This window comes from Burkholderia sp. E168m22, from assembly GCF_001319805.1.
Lineage (GTDB): Bacteria > Pseudomonadota > Gammaproteobacteria > Burkholderiales > Burkholderiaceae > Burkholderia > Burkholderia orbicola.
This window is the reverse complement of the sequence record NZ_BBSK01000012.1, coordinates 1-20,631: the sequence shown is the minus strand read 5'-3', so window position 1 is coordinate 20,631 and position 20,631 is coordinate 1. Positions and strand designations below refer to the sequence as shown.

21 protein-coding genes are annotated in these 20,631 nt (G+C 68.3%); 14 read left to right on the top strand and 7 right to left on the bottom strand.

Features of this window, described 5'->3' with window-relative positions; translation table 11 throughout:
* The first annotated feature begins 46 nt into the window (after nucleotides 1–46).
* The 3 genes from AP428_RS02755 (at nucleotide 47) to AP428_RS02745 (ending at nucleotide 2,092) form a co-directional block, all read left to right on the top strand.
* Complete coding sequence (locus AP428_RS02755) at nucleotides 47–814, top strand: AzlC family ABC transporter permease (protein ID WP_011694222.1); 768 nt, start codon at nucleotides 47–49, stop codon at nucleotides 812–814.
* Nucleotides 811–1,149 (top strand): AzlD domain-containing protein, encoded by a 339-nt coding sequence (locus tag AP428_RS02750; protein ID WP_006476529.1) that lies wholly within the window; start codon nucleotides 811–813, stop codon nucleotides 1,147–1,149. Before AP428_RS02755 ends, AP428_RS02750 begins: the two co-directional genes overlap by 4 nt.
* A gap of 160 nt (nucleotides 1,150–1,309) precedes the next feature.
* Complete coding sequence (locus tag AP428_RS02745; protein ID WP_006476530.1) at nucleotides 1,310–2,092, top strand: DUF4088 family protein; 783 nt, start codon at nucleotides 1,310–1,312, stop codon at nucleotides 2,090–2,092.
* A 131-nt stretch (nucleotides 2,093–2,223) separates the two neighbouring features.
* Here the strand turns inward: AP428_RS02745 and AP428_RS02740 are convergent, their stop codons facing one another.
* Nucleotides 2,224–2,625: a hypothetical protein gene (locus tag AP428_RS02740; protein WP_011544915.1), complete on the bottom strand. Its 402-nt coding sequence runs from the start codon at nucleotides 2,623–2,625 to the stop codon at nucleotides 2,224–2,226.
* Nucleotides 2,626–2,892: 267 nt separating this feature from the next.
* Here AP428_RS02740 and AP428_RS02735 point away from each other — a divergent pair, with 267 nt between their 5' ends.
* The 3 genes from AP428_RS02735 to fumC all read left to right on the top strand — a co-directional run bounded on the left by AP428_RS02735 (nucleotide 2,893) and on the right by fumC (nucleotide 6,227).
* Nucleotides 2,893–3,111, top strand: a complete 219-nt coding sequence (locus tag AP428_RS02735; RefSeq protein ID WP_006486208.1) for an RNA-binding S4 domain-containing protein — start codon at nucleotides 2,893–2,895, stop codon at nucleotides 3,109–3,111.
* Nucleotides 3,112–3,249: 138 nt separating this feature from the next.
* Nucleotides 3,250–4,638: a multidrug efflux MATE transporter NorM gene (norM, locus tag AP428_RS02730; RefSeq protein WP_011544914.1), complete on the top strand. Its 1,389-nt coding sequence runs from the start codon at nucleotides 3,250–3,252 to the stop codon at nucleotides 4,636–4,638.
* A 194-nt stretch (nucleotides 4,639–4,832) separates the two neighbouring features.
* Entirely contained in the window at nucleotides 4,833–6,227 is a 1,395-nt protein-coding gene (gene fumC / locus AP428_RS02725; protein WP_011544913.1) for a class II fumarate hydratase, read from the top strand.
* A gap of 46 nt (nucleotides 6,228–6,273) precedes the next feature.
* Here fumC and AP428_RS02720 read toward each other — a convergent pair whose 3' ends face one another.
* Nucleotides 6,274–6,786 carry an acyl-CoA thioesterase gene (locus tag AP428_RS02720; protein ID WP_011544912.1) on the bottom strand — a complete coding sequence of 171 codons (513 nt, stop codon included), beginning with the start codon at nucleotides 6,784–6,786 and terminating at the stop codon, nucleotides 6,274–6,276.
* 129 nt (nucleotides 6,787–6,915) lie between these two features.
* Nucleotides 6,916–7,056, bottom strand: coding sequence for a hypothetical protein (locus AP428_RS37090; protein WP_171984262.1), 141 nt, complete (start codon nucleotides 7,054–7,056; stop codon nucleotides 6,916–6,918).
* Nucleotides 7,057–7,245: 189 nt separating this feature from the next.
* On the opposite strand from AP428_RS37090, the gene AP428_RS02715 reads away from it, so the two are divergent.
* A complete protein-coding gene (locus tag AP428_RS02715) occupies nucleotides 7,246–7,953 on the top strand; it encodes a helix-turn-helix transcriptional regulator (RefSeq protein WP_011544910.1) in 708 nt (235 codons plus the stop codon).
* A 162-nt stretch (nucleotides 7,954–8,115) separates the two neighbouring features.
* Nucleotides 8,116–10,665 carry a DUF6600 domain-containing protein gene (locus tag AP428_RS02710; protein ID WP_054927537.1) on the top strand — a complete coding sequence of 850 codons (2,550 nt, stop codon included), beginning with the start codon at nucleotides 8,116–8,118 and terminating at the stop codon, nucleotides 10,663–10,665.
* 98 nt (nucleotides 10,666–10,763) lie between these two features.
* Here AP428_RS02710 and AP428_RS02705 read toward each other — a convergent pair whose 3' ends face one another.
* Together AP428_RS02705 and AP428_RS02700 are read right to left on the bottom strand one after the other, a co-directional pair.
* Nucleotides 10,764–11,735 (bottom strand): thymidylate synthase, encoded by a 972-nt coding sequence (locus AP428_RS02705; protein WP_006476535.1) that lies wholly within the window; start codon nucleotides 11,733–11,735, stop codon nucleotides 10,764–10,766.
* 42 nt (nucleotides 11,736–11,777) lie between these two features.
* A complete protein-coding gene (locus AP428_RS02700) occupies nucleotides 11,778–13,175 on the bottom strand; it encodes a sigma-54 dependent transcriptional regulator (RefSeq protein ID WP_011544909.1) in 1,398 nt (465 codons plus the stop codon).
* Nucleotides 13,176–13,706: 531 nt separating this feature from the next.
* Between AP428_RS02700 and AP428_RS02695 the strand changes: the two genes are divergently transcribed.
* Both AP428_RS02695 and AP428_RS02690 read left to right on the top strand, forming a co-directional pair.
* Nucleotides 13,707–14,000, top strand: coding sequence for a hypothetical protein (locus tag AP428_RS02695; RefSeq protein ID WP_226292155.1), 294 nt, complete (start codon nucleotides 13,707–13,709; stop codon nucleotides 13,998–14,000).
* A gap of 295 nt (nucleotides 14,001–14,295) precedes the next feature.
* Nucleotides 14,296–14,796, top strand: a complete 501-nt coding sequence (locus AP428_RS02690) for a dihydrofolate reductase (protein ID WP_054927523.1) — start codon at nucleotides 14,296–14,298, stop codon at nucleotides 14,794–14,796.
* A gap of 85 nt (nucleotides 14,797–14,881) precedes the next feature.
* Here the strand turns inward: AP428_RS02690 and pmbA are convergent, their stop codons facing one another.
* Entirely contained in the window at nucleotides 14,882–16,252 is a 1,371-nt protein-coding gene (pmbA, locus tag AP428_RS02685) for a metalloprotease PmbA (RefSeq protein ID WP_006476538.1), read from the bottom strand.
* Nucleotides 16,253–16,379: 127 nt separating this feature from the next.
* On the opposite strand from pmbA, the gene yjgA reads away from it, so the two are divergent.
* Together yjgA and mog are read left to right on the top strand one after the other, a co-directional pair.
* A complete protein-coding gene (yjgA, locus tag AP428_RS02680; protein WP_272929891.1) occupies nucleotides 16,380–16,982 on the top strand; it encodes a ribosome biogenesis factor YjgA in 603 nt (200 codons plus the stop codon).
* Nucleotides 16,966–17,574 (top strand): molybdopterin adenylyltransferase, encoded by a 609-nt coding sequence (mog, locus tag AP428_RS02675; RefSeq protein WP_077177999.1) that lies wholly within the window; start codon nucleotides 16,966–16,968, stop codon nucleotides 17,572–17,574. Before yjgA ends, mog begins: the two co-directional genes overlap by 17 nt.
* Nucleotides 17,575–17,608: 34 nt before the next feature.
* Here the strand turns inward: mog and orn are convergent, their stop codons facing one another.
* Nucleotides 17,609–18,229, bottom strand: a complete 621-nt coding sequence (gene orn, locus AP428_RS02670) for an oligoribonuclease (RefSeq protein ID WP_006476541.1) — start codon at nucleotides 18,227–18,229, stop codon at nucleotides 17,609–17,611.
* 126 nt (nucleotides 18,230–18,355) lie between these two features.
* On the opposite strand from orn, the gene AP428_RS02665 reads away from it, so the two are divergent.
* Both AP428_RS02665 and rsgA read left to right on the top strand, forming a co-directional pair.
* Complete coding sequence (locus tag AP428_RS02665; protein WP_012328131.1) at nucleotides 18,356–19,615, top strand: M48 family metallopeptidase; 1,260 nt, start codon at nucleotides 18,356–18,358, stop codon at nucleotides 19,613–19,615.
* Nucleotides 19,612–20,553 carry a ribosome small subunit-dependent GTPase A gene (gene rsgA / locus AP428_RS02660; protein WP_006476543.1) on the top strand — a complete coding sequence of 314 codons (942 nt, stop codon included), beginning with the start codon at nucleotides 19,612–19,614 and terminating at the stop codon, nucleotides 20,551–20,553. The genes AP428_RS02665 and rsgA overlap by 4 nt, the downstream gene beginning before the upstream one ends.
* The last annotated feature ends 78 nt before the right edge of the window (nucleotides 20,554–20,631 follow it).

The following is a 20,631-nucleotide window of genomic DNA, read 5'->3' as shown; positions in this document are numbered from 1 at the left end:
AAGAACATACAAGCCGGCTCGCCGCCGGCCCGCTATCCTCCCGCTCATGGAGGAGCGCTTCTTGAACAAGACACCCGCATCACCCCCGCGCCGCCCGCTCAACGAATGGCTCGACGGCGCGCGCGACACGATCCCGATGATGATCGGCGCCGCGCCGTTCGGCGTGATATTCGGCACGCTCGTCGGCGGCGGTCCGCTCGCCGCGTGGCACGGCGCACTGATGTCGCTCGCCGTGTTCGCGGGCTCCGCGCAATTCATCGCGCTCGGCCTGATCGCCGGCAGCGCCAGTTTCGTCGTCGTGCTCGCCACGACGCTGATCGTGAACCTGCGTCACCTGCTGTACAGCGCGACGCTCGCGCCCTATGTCGCCCACCTGCCGCTGCGCTGGCGCGCGACGCTCGGCGCGTTGATGACCGACGAGGTGTTCGCGGTCGCCTACGGCCACTACCGGCACTACCCGCCCGGTACGATCGGCCCCCACTACTTTTTCGGCTCCGGGCTCGCGATGTACCTGAACTGGCAGGTCTGGACGCTCGCGGGCATCGGCTTCGGCGCGGCGTTCCCGGGCCTGCAGTCGCTCGGCCTCGATTTCGCGATGGCGGCGACCTTCATCGCGATCGTCGTCCCGCAGCTCGGCACGCTGCGCTATTTCGCGGCGGCCGCCACGGCCGGCACGCTCGCGTACTTCTGGCAGAGCTGGCCGTACAAGCTCGGGCTGCTCGGCGCGGTCGCCGCCGGCGTCGCGATCGGCGTCGTGCTCACGCTGCGGCACGATCGCACGCGCGCCAACGCTCGTTCGGAGGCCGCATCGTGAGCTACGCGCTGTTGATCCTCGGGATGGCCGTCATCACGTATGCGATCCGCTCGACGCTGTTCCTGTTCGGCGAGCGGCTGACGTTCCCGCCGCTCGTGCGAACCGCGCTCGCCTTCGTGCCGGTCACCGTGCTGACCGCGATCATCGTGCCGATGACCGTCTCGCCGCACGGCGGCACGGCCGAGCTGACCTGGCGCAATCCGCAGCTCGTCGGCGCACTCGCGGCCGTGCTCGTGTCAGCCGCGACCCGCCGCCCGCTCGTGACGATCGCGGCCGGGCTCGTGGTGTTCTTCCTGTGGCAAGGGGTCGTCCTCCCGCACTGGCCGGCTACCTGAGCGCACGCTCCATCGCGCGCGCTCAAGTTTCCGCCCGGTGCGCCGATATAGGAGAGGAAGACCCGCCACCGGCCCCGGCGCGCACCGGTCAGTCGACGCTGCGCCCGCCCCGGTGCGCCGTGCCGACGCCGGCTTGCGCGGGCCCCCCTCGAGACGATTCATGGGCCAGATCACCCTTTCCCTCAAGGACGACACGCTCGAGTCCCTGCGCAAGGACTACGACGCGTTCGTCCGCGTGTCGCTGAAACTCGACCCGCAATTCGCGACGCCGTCGTTCGAGGATTTCCTGCGCGCCAAGCTGCTCGACAACATGGTGCCGCTCACCGAGCACGCCGTGCAGCGGATGCTGCAGGGCGGCCAGTACGCGTGGGCCAAGCGCACGCTCGACAAGGAATTTCCGGACGTCGTCGCGATCCTGATGCGGCAGGCCGGCGAATTCGGCTTCGGCTTCGCGTCGCGCTCCGAATGGACGCCCGACGAACTCGCGAAGGCGTGCCGCGACTGGGCGAAGGCGATCGTCGCCGAAGCGCAGGGCGATGCGTCGCTGATCGACCCGCTCGCGTCGCAGATCAAGGGCGCCGCGCAGGACATCCAGACGCTCGAGGAACTGATGCAGACGCCTGCGTGGCGGCTCGCGGAATCGCTGCGACAGCGGATCTACGAGGCCAAGCTCGCGTGCGAGATGAGCGTCGGCAGCATTGCCCGCGACAAGCTCGGCGAACTGCGCGGACTGCTGCGGCTCGGGCTCGCGCACGGCTCGTTCCAGAAGCAGGAAGCGCAGCAGATCATGGAATACCTGCGGCTGCTGAAGCCGGAGATCTTCGTCGAGGAACCGTACGACGTCTTCGCGCGGCTCGCCGCATGGCTGCGCAGCGTGTTCACCCCTGCTGCCGTGCGGCCGCCGCAGGGGCAGGGACAAGGGCAAGGACAACGCCGGCCGTAAGCACGCGTCCCGCTGAACGCATCACCTGATGAAAATGGCCCGGTTCGCGCGAAGCGAACCGGGCCGCCGGATGATCGCCCGTCGCGACGCGCCGTCCGAAAACAGGCGTCGCGACAAGCGCCGGGCACCGCTTACTGCGTGGCGCCCTGGGCCGATGCACCGCCCTGCGCGCCGACCGATGCGCCGCCTTCGGTCGCGTCGTCGGCCTTCGCCTTGGCCGAACCCGCATGGCTCTTGGCCGACTTCGCCGCATGCTTCGTATGCTTCTTGGTCGAATGGACGGCCGACGACGTCGTATCCTTCGCGCCATCGGCTGCCGCGCCGACCGCATCGGTCGCACCGCCCGCCGCATTGCCCGACGCGTTCGCGCCGGCACCACCCTGCACGCCTGCACCGGCACCAGCGGCCGGCGTCTGCGCCTGCACGCCGGCACCGGCCGCGCCTTGCGCCGTCGTGCCCGTCTGGGCGAATGCGGCCGAAGTAGCGAAGGCCGTCAGCGCGGCACCGATCAGCATCGTACGAATCTTGGACATGGCAATTCTCCTCAAGAAGTTGTGCGTCCGGTCCGCAGCGATGCGGTCCGTCGCGTTCCCCGCCGCAACACGCAGCAGGTACGACAGAAGACCCGCGGCCCGCGCGGCCGGTTCGCGAATCTCTCAGACTGTTACCCACCGTTTCATTTGCTGACGAATCGCTCACAGTCCTTTACAACGTGCGCCAGCCGCCCACGCTCGCGTGCCGGCCCCTGGTGCCGTATGATGCGGAGCGTTTCCTCCCGCGCATCGCGCACCTTCCTCGTCATGCCCAATCTGGATTTCACGCTGACCGGCGAATACGTCGAGCTGCACAACCTTCTCAAGATCACCGGCCTCGCGGACAGCGGCGGCACCGCGAAGCTGATCGTCGCGTCCGGCGCCGTGAAAGTGGACGGCGCGGTCGAGCTGCGCAAGACCTGCAAGATCCGCGCGGGCCAGGTCGTGCTGCTCGGCGACACGCGCATCGCGGTACGCGAGGCGTAGCGCCCGCCGGGGTTCCCCCTGCCCGCGACATGGCCATCGGCGCACGCGTTCGACACGGTACGAATAAAGCCGTAAGCTAGCCGTCTCTCAAAATAAATACATATAGCGCGGGCCCGCACCCGCGCGAGCGCCCATTCCATGTCGCATTCCGGTCTTACGCGGACGGCCGCCGCGCCGCCGTCCCTGTCCAGTCATGCCGCCGATACCGCGCGCCTCGCCGCACCGCTCGCGATCGCGCAACTCTCCCAGATGGCGATGAGCGTCACCGACACGGTGCTGCTCGGTTCGCTCGGCCCCGATTCGCTCGCGGCAGGCGGGCTCGGCGCGAACTTCTTCTTCGTGATCGTGACGATCCTGCAAGGCGTGCTGTCGTCGGTCAGCGTGAGCGTCGCGCACGCGCGCGGCGCGCAGGCCGAGGACCGCGTGCCGCACATCTACTGGACGGGCTTCGCGCTGTCCGTGCTGCTCGCGATTCCGGCAATCGTCGCGCTGTCGCTGGCCGAACCGATCTTGCTGATGTTCCACGAGCCGCCGCTGCTCGCGCATCACGTCGGCGAATACACGGGCATCCTGCGCTACGCGGCGCTCGGCAGCCTGATCGGCGTCGGGCTGATGCGCGCGTTCCTGCCCGCGATCGGCGCCGCGCGTCGGCTCCTGTGGGTGTCGATCGGCGGCGTCGGCGTGAACGGCGTGCTGAACTACGGGCTGATCCACGGCGCATTCGGGCTGCCGCGCTTGGGCTTTCTCGGCTCGGCCGTCGCGACGACGATCACGATCTGGCTCACCGCGCTCGCCCTCATCTGGCTGCTGCACGGCCGGCAGCGCTTCCGCCATTTCGTGACCGCCGCGCGCCCGAAGCTGCCCGTGATGGGCGAGCTGATCGGCATAGGCTGGCCGGTGGCGATCACGTACGGGGTCGAATCGACGCTGTTCCTCGCCACCGGTCTCACGGTCGGCGTGCTGGGCGCGACGTCGCTCGCCGCGCACCAGATCGCGCTGAACGTCGCGTCGGTATCGTTCATGGTGCCGCTTGCGATCGGCCAGGCAGCCAACGTGCGCGTCGGCTACTGGATCGGCGCGGGCTCGCCCGTCGCCGCGCGGCACGCGGGCTTCGTCGCGCTGGCGCTCGGCGTCGGCTTCATGTCGCTGTCGGGCCTCGTGATGATCGTCGCGCCGCACACGATCGTCGGCCTGTACCTGCATCTCGACGATCCGGCCAACGCGGCCACGGTGTCACTCGCCGCGTCGCTGCTCGGCATCGCCGCGGTGTTCCAGATCGTCGACGGCATGCAGACCGTCGCGTCGGGTGCGCTGCGCGGCCTGAAGGACACGCGCATCCCGATGCTCGCCGCGACCTTTGGCTACTGGGGCATCGGCTTCCCGACCGGCTACTGGTTCGCGTTCCACGCGGGCCTCGGCGCGCGCGGCCTGTGGTGGGGACTCGCGGCCGGGCTCGCGAGCGTCGCCGCGCTGATGGCCTGGCGCTTTCACCGCAAGACCACTTCGCTGATCGCGACGGCCCGCTAGGGGCTGGTCGCGCTCGTCACGAGCTTGCGCCGCCCCCAGGAGCGACACGACGCAAAATCGCGACCGGCGCTATGCTTGTCGGTTGAACCCCTCGAGACGCCGCGCAAGCGGCGCGACTGCCTCACGATACGTCTGATTACGCCTGACGCCGCGCGACGACGCGCGGCCTTTCCCCTTTCCCGGAGGAGTGCATCATGAATGAAGCAGTTCGGATGGAACGCGACACGTTCGGCGAGATCGCCGTGCCGGCCGACCGGCTCTGGGGCGCGCAGACCGAGCGCTCGCTGCAGAATTTCCGGATCTCGACGGAGAAGCAGTCGCCCGAGCTGATCCACGCGCTCGCGATCGTCAAGCGCGCCGCGGCGGCCGTGAACCAGTCGCTCGGCGTGCTCGCCGACGACAAGGCACACGCGATCATCGAAGCCGCCGACGAGATCATCGCCGGCAAGCATCCGCGCGAATTCCCGCTGGCGGTGTGGCAGACGGGCTCCGGCACGCAGACCAACATGAACCTCAACGAGGTGATCGCGAACCGCGCGAGCGAGCTGCTGGGCGGCGAGCGCGGCGAAGCGCGCAAGGTTCATCCGAACGACGACGTGAACCGCGGCCAGTCGTCGAACGACGTGTTCCCGACCGCGATGCACATCGCGGCCGCGTATGCGATCGTCAACCACCTGCTGCCGGCGCTGCGCACGCTGCGCGCGACGCTCGACGCGAAGTCGAAGGCGTTTGCCGACATCGTCAAGATCGGCCGCACCCACCTGCAGGACGCCACGCCGCTCACGCTCGGCCAGGAGTTCTCCGGCTACGTCGCGCAGCTCGACCAGGGCATCCGTCACGTCGAATCGGCGCTGCCGCACCTGTACGAGCTCGCGCTCGGCGGCACCGCGGTCGGCACGGGGCTGAACGCGCATCCGGAGTTCGCAGTGCGCGTGGCCGACGAGATCGGCCGGCTCGCGAAGCTGCCGTTCGTGACGGCGCCGAGCAAGTTCGAGGTGATGGCGGCCGCCGACGCGCTGGTGTTCGCGCACGGCGCGCTGAAAACGGTCGCGGCCAGCCTGATGAAGATCGCGAACGACGTGCGCTGGCTCGCGAGCGGGCCGCGCTGCGGGCTCGGCGAGCTGTCGATTCCGGAAAACGAGCCGGGCAGCTCGATCATGCCGGGCAAGGTGAATCCGACGCAGTCGGAAGCCGTGACGATGCTGTGCTGCCAGGTGTTCGGCAATGACGTCGCGGTCAACGTCGGCGGCGCGAGCGGCAACTTCGAGCTGAACGTGTTCCGGCCGATGATCGCGCACAACGTGCTGCAGTCGGTGCGGCTGCTCGCCGACGGCGCGCAGAGCTTCAACGATCACTGCGCGGTGGGCATCGAGCCGAACCGCTCGCGCATCGACCTGTTGCTGAACGAATCGCTGATGCTCGTGACGGCGCTCAATCCGCACATCGGCTACGACAAGTCCGCGCAGATCGCGAAGAAGGCGCACAAGGAAGGCACGACGCTGAAGGCGGCCGCGCTCGCGCTCGGCTACCTGACCGAGGCGGAATTCGATGCATGGGTGCGCCCCGAGCAGATGATCGGGACGCGATAAAGGCAGGACGGCGGGCGCGGCGCGTCGAGCGCGGCGCCCGTCGCGCTCAGACCGCGCCCTTCGCGACCTCTTCCGGCTTCATCTCGACGATCTTGTCGAGCGCGGCCCGCACGTCGGCCGCATATTTCGCGAGCACCTTCTGCTCGTCGGTTTCGGGCACGAACGGCGGCACCGGCACCGGGTTGCCGTTCTCGTCGACCGCGACGAACACGACGAGGCAGTCGGTCGTCTGGCGCAGCACACCGCCCTTCGGATCGCCGGCGTGCACCGACACATGGATGTGCATGCTGGTCCGGCCCGTCGCGACGACGCGCGCCTTCAGCTCGACCAGATTGCCGACCAGGATCGGACGCTGGAAACGGATGTTGCCGACGCTGACCGTCACGCAATAGCGGCTCGACCAGACGGCCGCGCACGCATACGCGACCTCGTCGATCCACTTCATCAGCGCGCCGCCATGCACCTTGCCGCCGAAGTTCACGGACGAAGGCTCGGCAAGGAAGCGGAATACGGTTTCGGTACGGTCGAGGGCGGCCGGCACGGGGGACGGTTGGGGCATTGTTGTGGCTCCAGGCGGCAGGGGCGCTGTGATCGGGCCATTATACGTTGCACTGCGGCAACGCGGCGCGGCAAGCCCCGCGTGGCGGGGCTGCGGCGGCCATGCCGGCTCGCGCGCGAACGGCGCCCGTCAGCGGCGCACCGTGATGCCCTGGTCGATCGTCCCGTACATCTCGATACTGCCGCCGCGCTCGCCGGCCGCACTCGCGCCACCCTGCGCACAGGCCGCGCAGACGAGCGCGGCCGCCAACATGCAGAAAATCGTCTTCATCGTTGCATCGCGTCACATGCGGCGGCCCGTTGCCGCCGCGTCCGGCCATTCTACGCGTGGCCCGCGATGGGCCGCGATCCGGCCGGCCACGGCGTCAAAACCGCTGCATCCGACATTTCATCCGGAAGCGAAACATCGAATGCGCACACGAACTACACTGCCTCTCATCCCGCTCGACGAGACACGACGATGACTGACCAAGACGACCACCATTTTCCGGGCCTGAGCCGCATCGGCGCGCTGATCGCCGATCCGGGCCGCGCCGCGATGCTGTGGGTGCTGATGGACGGCAGCGCACGGCCGGCCGGCGAGCTGACGATGATCGCGGGGCTGTCGCCGTCCGCGGCCAGCGCGCACCTCGCGCGCCTGACCGAGGGCGGCCTGCTGGCCTTGGACGTACGCGGCCGGCATCGCTACTACCGCATTGCGTCGGCCGACATCGCGGCCTCGCTCGAAGCGCTGGCGAACGTCGCCCGCGCGGCCGCGCCGCATCGCCCGGTTCCGCCGCCGTCGCGCGCGGTCCCGGCCGAACTGCGCTACGCACGTACCTGCTACGACCACATGGCCGGCGAACTCGCGGTACGCATCTTCGACGGCCTCACCGCGCGTGGCTGGCTGCTCGCCAACGGCGACGCGATCGACACCACCGAGCTCGGCACGCAGGCGCTCGCGCAATGGGGCATCGACGTCGCGCAGCAGCGCGCGCGCCGACGCCGCTTCGCGTGCGGCTGTCTCGACTGGAGCGAACGGCGCTCGCATCTCGGCGGCGCCCTCGGCGCGGCGCTGCTCGACAGCTTCTGTGCCCACGGCTGGATCGAACGCGCTGCCCGCCCGCGCGTGCTGCGCGTCACGGTGCCCGGGCAGCAGGTTTTCGACGCGTGGCTTACGTCCGCTTGACGCCGGCATTGCAGCTGCACGACAACGGCGCGCGATGGACAGGTTTTGTTACATCGCGTGCCATTCGATTTACAAAACACCGTGCCTTGAAACAGGCCAAGCGGATATCGTGAACTGGACGGCACGAATCGACGCGCCGCGATCACAACGATGACGTTCACCATGGCCCCCCTGTTCACGCTCAAGCGCACCGCCCGCTATACGCTGCTCGCGTTCGTCGCGCTGGCGGCGCTGCCGCCCGCCTTCGCGCAATCGGCCGATGCACCGCCGAATATGGCCGCGGCACGGCAACCGGGCGGCGATCCGCCCGGGCGCGTCGCGCGGCTCAATTACCTGTCGGGCGCCGTGACGACCGAACCGGCCGGCACCGATGGGTGGTCGTATGCGGCGGTGAACCGCCCGCTGACGACCGGCGACCAGCTGTGGAACGATGCCGGCGCGCGCTCGGAACTGCACATCGGCTCGACGGCGGTGCGGCTCGGCGAATCGACGAGCCTGTCGGTGCTGAACCTCGACGACACGACGACGCAATTGAAGGTGGGGCTCGGCACCGTGTCGACGCACGTGCGCGATCTGCCGGCCGGCGGATCATACGAAATCGACACGCCGAACCTCGCGCTCGGCATCACCGGCCCCGGCGACTATCGCGTCGATGTCGCGCCGAACGGCGCGAGCACGACGGTAACGGTGCGCAGCGGCAGCGCGACCGTCTACGGCAGCAACGGCCAGTATCCGCTGGCGCCCGGCCAGCAGGTCGTCTTCACCGGCACCGACCTGCAGGTCGCGCAGCAATCGCCCGCACCGGGCCCCGACGCGCTCGACCAGTGGGCCGCCAGCCGCGACGCGGCCGAAGCGCGCTCGGTGTCGGCCCGCTACGTGTCCCGCGACATTCCCGGCTACCAGGATCTCGACGCGAACGGCACGTGGCGCGAAACCCCGAATTACGGCGCGGTATGGGTGCCGAACGACACGCCGGCCGACTGGGCGCCGTACCACGACGGCCACTGGATCTGGCAGGCGCCGTGGGGCTGGACCTGGGTCGACGACGCACCGTGGGGCTTCGCGCCGTATCACTACGGCCGCTGGGCGTACGTGGACGACAGCTGGGCATGGGTACCCGGCCCGATGGCAGTGAGCCAGCCGCCCGTCTATGCGCCGGCGCTCGTCGCGTTCGTGGGCGGCGGGGGCGGCGGCGGTTCCGACTGGAATGTGGCGCTGACGGTCGGCGGCGTCGCCGCGGCCGGCTGCGCATGGTTCGCGCTCGGCCCGGGCGAGCCATGGCATCCCGGCTGGGGCGGCTGGAGCCCGCACTACTACGACCGCGTCAACCGCAACATCGTGGTGAACAACGTCAACGTGAACAAAACCGTGAACGTGACGAACATCACCAATATCACCAACATCAACAAGACGTACGTGAACTTCCGCGCGCCGCACGCGATCACGGCCGTGCCGGCCGCCGCGTTCGTGCACGGCCAGCCGGTCGCGCACTTCTCGCAGCACGTCGATCCGCAGCAATGGCGCAACGCGCACGTCACGCCGGGCACACCCGGCATCGCGCCGGTGCGCCAGAGCTTCACCGGCGGGCTGCGCAATGCCAGCTACCGTCCGCCAGCGGCGCTCGCGCAACACCCGTACGTCGCGACGCGCAATCCGGCCGTGCCGCCTGCGTATCGCGATCAGGCCGCCGCCCACCTCGCGCAGCAAGGCGGGCGCGTGCCGGGTGCCGGCGCGCCCGTCGTGAAGACGAACGTGCCGGCCGACTATACGGCTCGCCCGGTCCGCGTGCCGGGCAAGCCGGGCGGCGGCGCCTGGGCGATGCACAACGTGCAGCTCGTGAATCCGCACGGCCCCGTCGTCCAGCCGGCCGGCGCACCGCGCGAGGGCCAGCCGGCCGGCGTGCAGGCCGGACGGCCGGGCGCACCGGTGCCCGGCATGCCGAATGCCGCACGGCCGGCGAACGGCGAAACGCCCAACGCACCGCGTTTCGACAACGGCGGCACGCCGCGGGCGCCCGGCAACCCGATGCCGCATCAGGCGTTCGCGCCTGGCAATGGCGTTCCACATCCGCCGGAAGCGAACAACGCCCCGCCGGGGACCGGTAATGCGCACGCAGCCAACACGCCGTCGCCTGCGTGGATGCAGCCTCACACGCCGATGGAGCGTCAGCGCGCGGCTCCTCCCACCGCGCTGCACGCGGCAGGACAGAATGCGCTGCCGCCCGTGCGCAGCGCCGCGGTGCCGCATCCGGACGGCGTGCCGGCACCGCAGGGCGTACAGCCCGGCGGCCGCAACGAAGCGCGGCGCACGCTGCCGCAACCCGACCATACCGCGCAGATTCCGCAACCGCGTCCGCGCCCCGATTTCCCGACGCCGGCGCGCCATGCGCAGCCGCAACCGGAACGGGCCGCCCCCGCGCCGCAACCGCGTCCGGACTTCGCTCAACCCGCGCCGCATCGCGAAGTCGCGCCGCCGCGCGTGAACGAGTACCGTCCGCCGGCACCTGTCGTCCACGACGTGCCGCGGCCGCAGCCGCAGGCGCCGCGTATGGAGCCGCGACCGCAGCCGCAGCCCGCGCCCCGCATGGAGCCGCGCCCGTCGATGCCGGCCCCCCGGATGGAACCACGGCCGCAGCCGGCGCCGCACGTCGAAGCGCCGCATCCGGGCAATCCGCCGCCGCAGGGCGGCCACGAGGAACGGCATCGCCAGTAAGTGCAGCAAACCTGAAACAAAAAGGCTCGACCGGCGAATACCGGTCGAGCTTTTTGCAGGATGCGGAGCGATGCAGCCGCGCGGCCCCGGCCGCGCGATCAGACCGCCATCGGCGCAGTCAACGGCTCATGGTGCCGATAGCCGACGAGCGAGAAATCGGACGGCTCGACCTGCTCCAGCCATTCCGGCGCATAGACGCCCGTCTTCGCGTACTCGGGCACGCGCTCGGCAATCTCGAGCCGCGGGCTTTCGTACGGCTCGCGCGTGAGCTGCTGCTGCAGCATGTCGAGCTGGTTCTCGTAGATGTGCGCGTCGCCGATGAAATACGTGAACCAGCGCGGCGTATAGCCCGTCAGCCGACCGACGAGCGACAGCAGCGCGGCCCCTTCCGTCAGGTTGAACGGCGTGCCGAGGCCGACGTCGTTGCTGCGGATGTACAGGCACAGCGAGATCTCGCGCTTCGTCGCGTTCGGCAGGAACTGGTAAAGCAGATGGCACGCGGGCAGCGCGATCTGGTCGAGCACGGCCGGATTCCACGCGTGAAACAGGATGCGGCGATCGGACGGGTTCTCCATGATCGTGTCCAGACACTGGCGCAGCTGGTCGATCGCCTTGTACAGCAGCACCTTCGGCGCGCCGTCTTCGTCGAAACGCGTGACGATCCGGAAGCCGCGGCGCGTCGCATCGGCGATCTGCGCGTCGGCGTTCGCATCGAGCACCTTGTAGCCCGGCCACTGGCGCCATTGCACGCCGTAGACGTCGCCCAGATCGTCGACGCCCTGGCGATACGGGTTCGCGAGCCACTGCGCGTTCTCGTTCGCGTTCGCATCCCACACCTTGCAGCCGAGCGCGCGGAAATCGGCCGCGCTGCGCGACGCGCGCAGGAAACCGACCAGCTCGCCGATCGCGGACTTGAACGCGAGCTTCTTGGTCGTCACGGCCGGGAAGCCTTGCTGCAGGTCGAAGCGCAGCATCGCGCCCGGCATGCTGATGGTGCGGATTCCCGTGCGGTTCTCCTGCCAGGTGCCGGTATCGAGAATGGTACGAACGAGATCGAGATACTGTTTCATGCGGGTTCCTTCGGCCGCGAGGGGCGGCCGTACCCGCCAATTTTAGCAAGCGTGACGCGGAAGCTCCGGCAATGGCGCCGAAAACCCTCCCAGCGTGTCGCCGCGGTCGCGCATGCCGTGCGCGCACATCAGCCGGTAGAGCGTGACGCGCGACACGCCGAGCTCACGCGCGGCATCGGCAAAACGGCCGCGATGGCGCAGCAGCGCCTGCTCGATCGCCTGCCGCTCGGCCGCCTCGCGAGCCTCCAGCAGCGATACCGGCGCGAGCATCGCATAGTCGTTCAGTTCGAGATCGGCCGCGGTGATCATCCGGCCTTCCGACATCACGATCGCGCGGCGCACGCGGTTGATCAGCTCGCGCACGTTGCCCGGCCACGAATAGCCGTACAGCGACGCGACCGCGTCAGGCGAAAAACCGCGCAGGCGGCGATGCGCATCGCCCTTGAAGCGCTCGAGCATGTGACGCGCGAGCACCTCGATGTCCTTGCCGCGCGCGCGCAACGGCGGCTCCTCGATCTTCAGCACGCACAGCCGGTGAAACAGATCCTCGCGGAAGCGCCCTTCGCGCAGCGCCGCTTCCATGTCCACGTGCGTCGCGCAAATCACGCGTACGTCGACCGGCACCGACACGTGCGCGCCGAGCCGCTCGATCTTGCCTTCCTGCAGGAAGCGCAACAGGCTCGCCTGGCTTTCGAGCGGCAAATCGCCGATCTCGTCGAGAAACAGCGTGCCGCCGTTGGCGGCCTCGACGCGGCCGATCTTGCGCTGGTTCGCGCCGGTGAACGCGCCGCGTTCATAGCCGAACAGTTCGGCCTGCAGCAGCGTCGACGGTATCGCCCCGCAATTGATCGCGATGAACGGCGCCTGCGCGCGCGACGAACGCTCGTGAATCGCGACCGCCGTCAACTCCTTGCCCGTGCCCGACTCGCCGGAGATGAACACCGGCGCGTCGGTCGCCGCGACACGGCGGATCGTCCGGAACAGCCCGAGCATCGCATCGCAGGTGCCGACCATCTCGCCTTCGCTGCGCCCGGCGCCGACGGGCGGCGCAACGGGATCGGTCAGGGCGACCATGCCGTGCGCATGACCGACGGTCTCGACGATCCGCGCCGTTTCGTACGGCATCGTCACGTAGTCGAAGCAATAGTCGCGAATGAGATGGCGCAGCGTCGCGTCCTGCAACTGGCCGCGCCGCGTCGCCGCGATCCAGCCGATGTGCTGGATGCTCAGGCAGGATTCGAGTTCGCGCAGGTCCGACGGCTTGAAGCCCGGCGAGAAATCGAGCAGGCCGGCGGTTGCCACGCCGTGCTGCACGACGCGCCGCACATCGCGCACGGTCTCGGCGAGATCGACGCGCCAGCCGCATTCGTCGAAATGGCCGCGCAACGCGTCGTTCGGTTCGCGCGAATAGTAGATCACGTGCCGCTGATCGGCTCCCATATCCTCACCCCGTTCATCAACCGTCTAACGATTGCCGCACACGTAGGTCACGTGCAAAAGGATCGAATCGGGTCAGCCAGAGGTGGCTCGATTCGCCATGCCGATGCGCGGCAACGACAAGGCCTCGCATGATGGCGCTTATCTCGCGTCCAATAATTTTTGACAAGACAACTTGGTTATAGGCACCGAATACGACAAACCCGTTTCAGTACCGACGGCGATGCGGCCCAATCGCTCGAGAGGTCGACGCAGGTCAATCATCTGCACATAGCGCATGCGCAGAAGGACTCCGTCATCAACACACGCGCCGATTTTCATCCTTGAAGCGTGTCGATTGAATCAGCAGTATTCCCGAGCCCCATCGTTTCAGGCCTGAAACATTTTCAGGCGTTTTCGGCCACCATTCGCAACACTCGAGCGCGAATCGCAATGACGGCAATGGTCCCGGTACGGTGGCATGTATTTCGCTGAATACGGAAACGACCGGAGACAGTCGCCATGCGAAAACATCTTTTACTTTCTTTCGTGCCGATGACGCTCGCGCTCTCGGCCGCCGGCCCGCCTGCACCGGCATGCGCGGATGAAGGCATGCAGCCGGATCGCACCGTGCTGCTCGCCGGAAGCACGCCGCGCGTCGTGCAAGCCAACGGGTTCGGTATCGTGGCCGTGTCGGCGCCGCAACCGTTGCCGGCCGCCCAGGCCTCCGTGACGCTGTGGGACGAACTCCCGCCGCCGCCCCTGTTGCCGATGCCGCTACCGGCGCCGCAATCGGGCGACATCCGGCATGCTCTGGAAGGCAACGCGCGAGGCAATACGCATCCCTGAATATTCGCCGCCTCAATTCAATCAGGATGACATATTGAACTGACGATCCGGTCGAACGGGATGCCATCGAGCGGAACCGGTATCGCCGATCTCGCGACATAAAACGTTTTTGTGCTCCGTCCCCCGGCGGGCACTCTTTTTATTCGGACGGTCGTCGCGACGCGAGACATCACGCGTCGCGACGCACGGCGCATCGCACTAGAAGCGCCGACGCCCATGTGGATGCGGGAAATCCGGTGCGCGCCACCGTTCCGGTAAAATCGGCCCCATTCCGTTTCCCTCTTCCCCGACCTTCATGACGACGTTGACCCTGATCGTCGCGCGTGCCCGCAACGGCATCATCGGCCGCGACAACCAGTTGCCCTGGAAACTTCCGGAGGATCTCGCGTTCTTCAAGCGCACGACGATGGGCGCGCCGATCGTGATGGGCCGCAAGACCCACGAGTCGATCGGCCGTCCGCTGCCGGGCCGCCGCAACATCGTCGTCACGCGCGACGCCACGCGCCGTTTCGAAGGCTGCGACACGGTCACGTCGCTCACCGATGCGCTGGCGCTCGCCGCACGCGACGGGGTGCCCGAGGCATTCCTGATCGGCGGTGCGCAACTCTATGCGGAAGGTCTCATGCTCGCCGACAAGCTGATCGTCACCGAGATCGACGCCGACTTCGACGGCGACGCATCGTTCCCGGCGCCCGATACCGCGCACTGGCAGGAAGTCTCGCGCGACGCGCATCAGGCTGCCGCGCCCAACACGTTCGGCTATGCGTTCGTCGTCTACACGCGCAAGCGCGACTGACGACTTCTTCGCACGATGAAAAAAGCCCGACCGGCTCGCGCCGGTCGGGCTTTGTCGTTTCCTGGCGGCCTGCGCCGCGTGCGGCTTACTGCCCTGCGATCGTCATCTGCTCGATCAGCACCGAGCCGGTTTCCTTCGTGCCGCGCACGAGCGAATCCGCACCGATCGCGACGATATGGCGGAACATCTCCTGCAGCGTGCTGGCAACGGTGATTTCCTCGACCGGATACTGGATCACGCCGTTCTCCACCCAGAAGCCCGCCGCGCCGCGCGAATAGTCGCCCGTCACGTAGTTCACGCCCTGCCCCATCAGCTCGGTCAGCAGCAGACCCGTGCCGAGCTTCTTCAGCATCGCGTCGAAATCGTCGCCCGCCTGCGTGTTCGAGCTGCGCAGCGCGAGGTTGTGCGAGCCGCCCGCGTTGCCGGTGGTTTGCGTGCCGAGCTTGCGTGCCGAATAGGTCGACAGGAAATAGCCTTCGACGACACCGTCCTTCACGACGCTGCGCGCCCGCGTGCGCACGCCTTCCTCGTCGAACGGCGCGCTGCCCATCGCGCGCGGCACGTGCGGATCCTCGACGACCTGGATGTGCGGCGCGAACACCGGCTTGCCGAGGCTGTCGACGAGGAACGACGTCTTGCGATACAGCGCGCCGCCGCTCACCGCCTGCACGAATGCGCCGAGCAGGCCGGCCGCGAGCGGCGCCTCGAACAGCACGGGCACCTTGCGCGTGTCGAGACGGCGCGCGCCCATCCGCGCAAGCGCGCGTTCGGCCGCGTAACGGCCCACCGCTTCGGGCGCGGCGAGATCGATCGCGCTGCGCTTCGACGAATACCAGTCGTCGCGCTGCATGTGACGGCCGCTACCCGCGATCGGCGCGCATGCGATGTAGTGGCGCGAGTACGGATAGCCGGCGAGGAAGCCGCGCGACGTCGCCAGCACGAACTGCGAGTGCTGCGCCGACACGCTCGCGCCTTCCGAATTGCGAATCTGCGGGCTGACCGCGAACGCGGCGTCTTCCGCGCGGCGGGCGAGCTCGACGGCCTCGTCGGCGCTCAGCGCCCACGGGTGGTACAGATCGAGGTCGCGCGGGTCGGTTTCGAGCAGCTCGGCCTCGGCGAGGCCGGCCGCTTCGTCCTCGGCCGTGAAGCGCGCGATGTTGTACGCGGCGGCGACGGTATCCTTGATCGCGGCCGGCGAGAAGTCCGACGTGCTCGCGTTGCCGCGCTTCTTGCCGATGAACACGGTGACGCCGACCATCTTGTCGCGGTTGTGCTCGATCGTTTCGACTTCGCCGCGGCGCACCGACACCGACAGGCCGTCGCCCTCGGAGATTTCGGTCGCGGCGTCGGTCGCGCCGAGCGCCTTCGCATGGCGAAGGATGTCCGACGCGATTTCCTTGAGCTGGTCCTGCGTGTGCGGGAAATAGCGCGCTTGTACGTCGAGATTGGCTGCCATCGTCTTGGTATCCGGTGGCGGGCGGGCGCCCGCATGGTCAAAATGTTGCGTATCCCGCGATCATAGCAAGGTCCGGGGCCGCGCACAGACAAGCTTGGGGTGTCCGCGCCGCGATACAATGCCGCCCATGACACGCAAAACCCGAATCCAGCCGATCGAGCCTGTCGCCGAAGAGGACGACAACGGCTACGATCGCCCCAGCAAATCCCAGTTGAAGCGCGAAATGCACGAGCTGCAGGTGCTCGGCCAGGCGCTCGTCGACCTGCCGAAAGACGCACTGAAGCGCATGCCGATGCCCGAAAGTCTCGGGGACGCCGTGCGCGAAGCCCGCCGGATCACCGATCACGAAGGCAAGCGCCGCCAGCTTCAGTACGTCGGCCGCGTGATGCGCTCGCTGACCGACGACGAAACGGCCGCGCTGCGCACCGCGCTCGACGCGCAACGCGGCGTGAACAAGGCCGCCACCGCCCGCCTGCACTGGATCGAGCGCACGCGCGAGCAACTGCTCGCGAGCGACGACGCGCTGACCGAATTCCTGCGCCAGCACCCCGACGCCGATATCCAGGAAGGCCGCACGCTGATCCGCAACGCGCGCAAGGAAGCGCAGCAAGGCAAGCCGCCGCGCTATTTCCGCGAGCTGTTCCAGTGGATCAAGGCCGCGGGCGGCGCGTCCGACAGCGACGACGAAGCGGCCGACGACGCCGGAGACGACCATGACGACGAAGCGTAACCATCCGGACGAGCTCGTGGTCGGCCTCGTGTCGATCAGCGATCGCGCGAGTACGGGGGTCTACGAAGACAAGGGCATTCCGGCGCTGCAGGAATGGCTCGCCGGCACGCTGGTTTCGCCGTGGCGCGCCGAAACGCGCCTGATCCAGGACGACGCGCCGACGATCTCGGCCACGCTGACCGAACTCGTCGACGTCGCCGGCTGCGACCTCGTGCTGACGACGGGCGGCACCGGCCCCGCGCGCCGCGACGTGACGCCCGAGGCGACGCTGGCCGTGGCGACGAAGGAAATGCCGGGATTCGGCGAACAGATGCGGCAGATCAGCCTGAACTTCGTGCCGACCGCGATCCTGTCGCGGCAGGTCGCGGTGATCCGCGAAACGGCCGACCATGCGGCGCTGATCATCAACCTGCCCGGCCAGCCGAAGTCGATCCAGGAAACGCTCGAAGGGCTGCGCGATGCCGACGGCAAGTCGACCGTGCCCGGCATCTTCGCCGCGGTGCCGTACTGCATCGACCTGATCGGCGGCCCGTATATCGAGACCGACGCCGCGGTGGTCGCGGCGTTCCGGCCGAAAAGCGCGCGGCGCTGAGCGTTGGCCGAGCGCGGCGCGCGTGCCGGCCCGCTCAGGCGGCCGGCGCGGACTCGCCTGCCGACACCGACGCGGCCGGAATCAGAAAATGCTCGCGGTAGTACTTCAGCTCGTCGATCGACTCGTGGATGTCCGCGAGCGCCGTGTGCATCGCCCGCTTCTGGAAACCCTTGTAGATGGCCGGCTGCCAGCGGCGGCACAGCTCCTTGAGCGTGCTGACGTCGAGGTTGCGGTAGTGGAAGAATCGCTCGAATTCCGGCATCCAGCGCGCCATGAAGCGGCGGTCCTGGCAAATCGAGTTGCCGCACATCGGCGACTTGCCGGGCGACACGTACTGCGCGAGGAACGCCTGCAACTGCGCGGCGGCTTCCGCCTCGGTCACGGTCGATGCGCGCACGCGGTCGATCAGGCCCGAGCGGCCGTGCGTCGACTTGTTCCAGTCGTCCATCTTCGCGAGCGTCTCGTCGCTCTGGTGGATCGCGAACACCGGGCCCTCGACAGCGATGTCGAGCGTGGAATTGGTCACGACGACCGCGATCTCGATGATGCGGTCGTTATCCGGGTCGAGGCCCGTCATCTCCATGTCGAGCCAGACGAGGTTCAACTCGTTGCGCACGAGCGCGGGCTGGCTGGCGGAAGCGGCGGTATCGGTCATGATTCATCCTGGCAAATGGCGGACCGGGCCTCGCCGATGCAGCGCCGCCCGGGCGGCCGGCATCGCATCAGCGAGGCCGGTCCGCAAGAACATATAATTCTCGCATAGAACCCTTTGGCGCCTTCGATGTCACCCTTTTCGTTCACCCTGCTGTTCGCGATCGCCGTACTCGCGATGGTCGTCACCAAGCTGTGGCTCGCGTCGCGGCAGATCCGCTTCGTCGCCGCGCACCGCAACGGCGTGCCCGCGCAATTCAGCGCCACCATCCCGCTGACCGCCCACCAGCGCGCGGCCGACTACACGGTCGAGCGCACCCGGCTGACGATGCTCGAGATCGTCGTCAGCGCGGCCGTGCTGGTCGGCCTCACGCTGCTCGGCGGCGTCGGCGCGCTCGACACGCTGCTGACCGGCTGGCTTGGCCGCGGCTACGGGCAGCAGGTCGCGCTGGTCGCCGCGGTGCTCGTGATCACGGGCGTGATCGACGTCCCGTTCGAGTATTACCGCCAGTTCGGCATCGAGCAGCGTTTCGGCTTCAACCGGATGACGAAGCGGCTGTTCTTCACCGACATGCTGAAGAATTCGCTGCTCGGCGCCGTGCTCGGCCTGCCGCTGCTGTTCGTCGTGCTGTGGCTGATGAACCAGGCCGGCAGCCTGTGGTGGCTGTGGACCTGGATCGTGTGGGTCGCGTTCCAGATGCTCGTGCTGCTGATCTACCCGACCTTCATCGCGCCGCTTTTCAACAAGTTCGAGCCGCTGAAGGACGACGCGCTGCGCTCGCGCATCGAGTCGCTGATGAAGCGCTGCGGCTTTGCGGCCAAGGGGCTGTTCGTGATGGACGGCAGCCGCCGCTCCGCGCACGGCAACGCATACTTCACGGGCTTCGGCGCATCGAAGCGGATCGTGTTCTTCGACACGCTGCTCGCGCGCCTGTCCGGCCAGGAGATCGAAGCCGTACTCGCGCATGAACTCGGCCACTTCAAGCGTCGCCACGTGATGAAGCGGATGCTCGTGTCGTTCGTGCTGAGCCTCGTGCTGCTCGCGCTGCTCGGCTGGCTCGCGCAACGCACGTGGTTCTACACGGGGCTCGGCGTCACGCCGTCGCTCGACACCAGCAACGCAGGCGCCGCGCTCATCCTGTTTTTCCTCGCGATTCCGGTATTCCTGTTCTTCGCGACGCCGTTCAGCAGCCTCACGTCGCGCAAGCATGAATTCGAGGCCGACGCGTTCGCGGCCAGCCAGACCGACGCGCAGGATCTCGTCAGCGCGCTCGTGAAACTCTACGAGGACAACGCGTCGACGCTGACGCCCGACCCCGTCTACACGGCTTTCTACTACTCGCATCCGCCCGCGTCGCAGCGGATCGACCGCCTGCTGCAGCACGCATGAGCCGGCCGACTTCCCGCAAGCCGGCCCCGCGCGCATCGGGCGCGCAACGGGCCGAAGGCCGCGTGATCGCGGCGCACGGCCGCCACTACATCGTCGCCCCCGACGACGGCGGCCCGATGCTGCAATGCTTCCCGCGCGGCAAGAAGAGCGACATCGCGGTCGGCGACCGCGTCGCATACGAACTCGCGTCGGCCGACCAGGGCGTGATCGTGGAGATCGGCGAACGGCGTAACCTGCTGTACCGCTCCGACCAGTTCAAGTCGAAGCTGTTCGCGGCAAACCTCGACCAGTTGCTGATCGTGCTCGCGACCGAGCCCTATTTCAGCGAGGATCTGCTCGGCCGTGCGCTGATCGCCGCCGAAGCGAACGAGCTGAAGCCGCTCGTCGTGCTGAACAAGATCGACGTCGCGGCCGCGCTGCCGGTCGCGCGCGAGCGTCTCGCGCCGTACCGCGCGCTCGGCTACGACGTGCTCGAGCTGTCGGTGAAAGGTGCGCCGGACGATGCACGCGCGCAGTTGATGCCGCACCTGGCCGGCCATTCGACGATCCTGCTCGGCCAGTCCGGGATGGGTAAATCCACGCTCGTGAACCTGCTCGTGCCCGATGCCGAAGCCGCAACCCGCGAGATTTCGGCCGCGCTCAACAGCGGCCGTCACACGACGACGTTCACGCGCCTGTACCCGCTGGAAGGCGGCGGTGCGCTGATCGATTCGCCGGGCTTCCAGGAATTCGGCCTCTATCACTTGACGGAAGGCCGCCTCGAGCGCGCGTTTCCGGAATTCCGACCGCTGCTCGCGGACTGCCGTTTCTATAATTGTCATCATCTGCACGAACCCGGCTGCGCGATTCTCGAAGCCGTCGCCGACGGCCGCATCGCGCCGTCGCGGCACGCGCTGTACGCGCAGCTCGTGCACGAGGCGAGCCAGATCGTCCGCTGACCGCGCGACGTGTGCGACGGCCGGCCGGCGGCAGGCCTTCATCGACAGGAGCCGCGATGCGTTTCAAGGCACCCGACC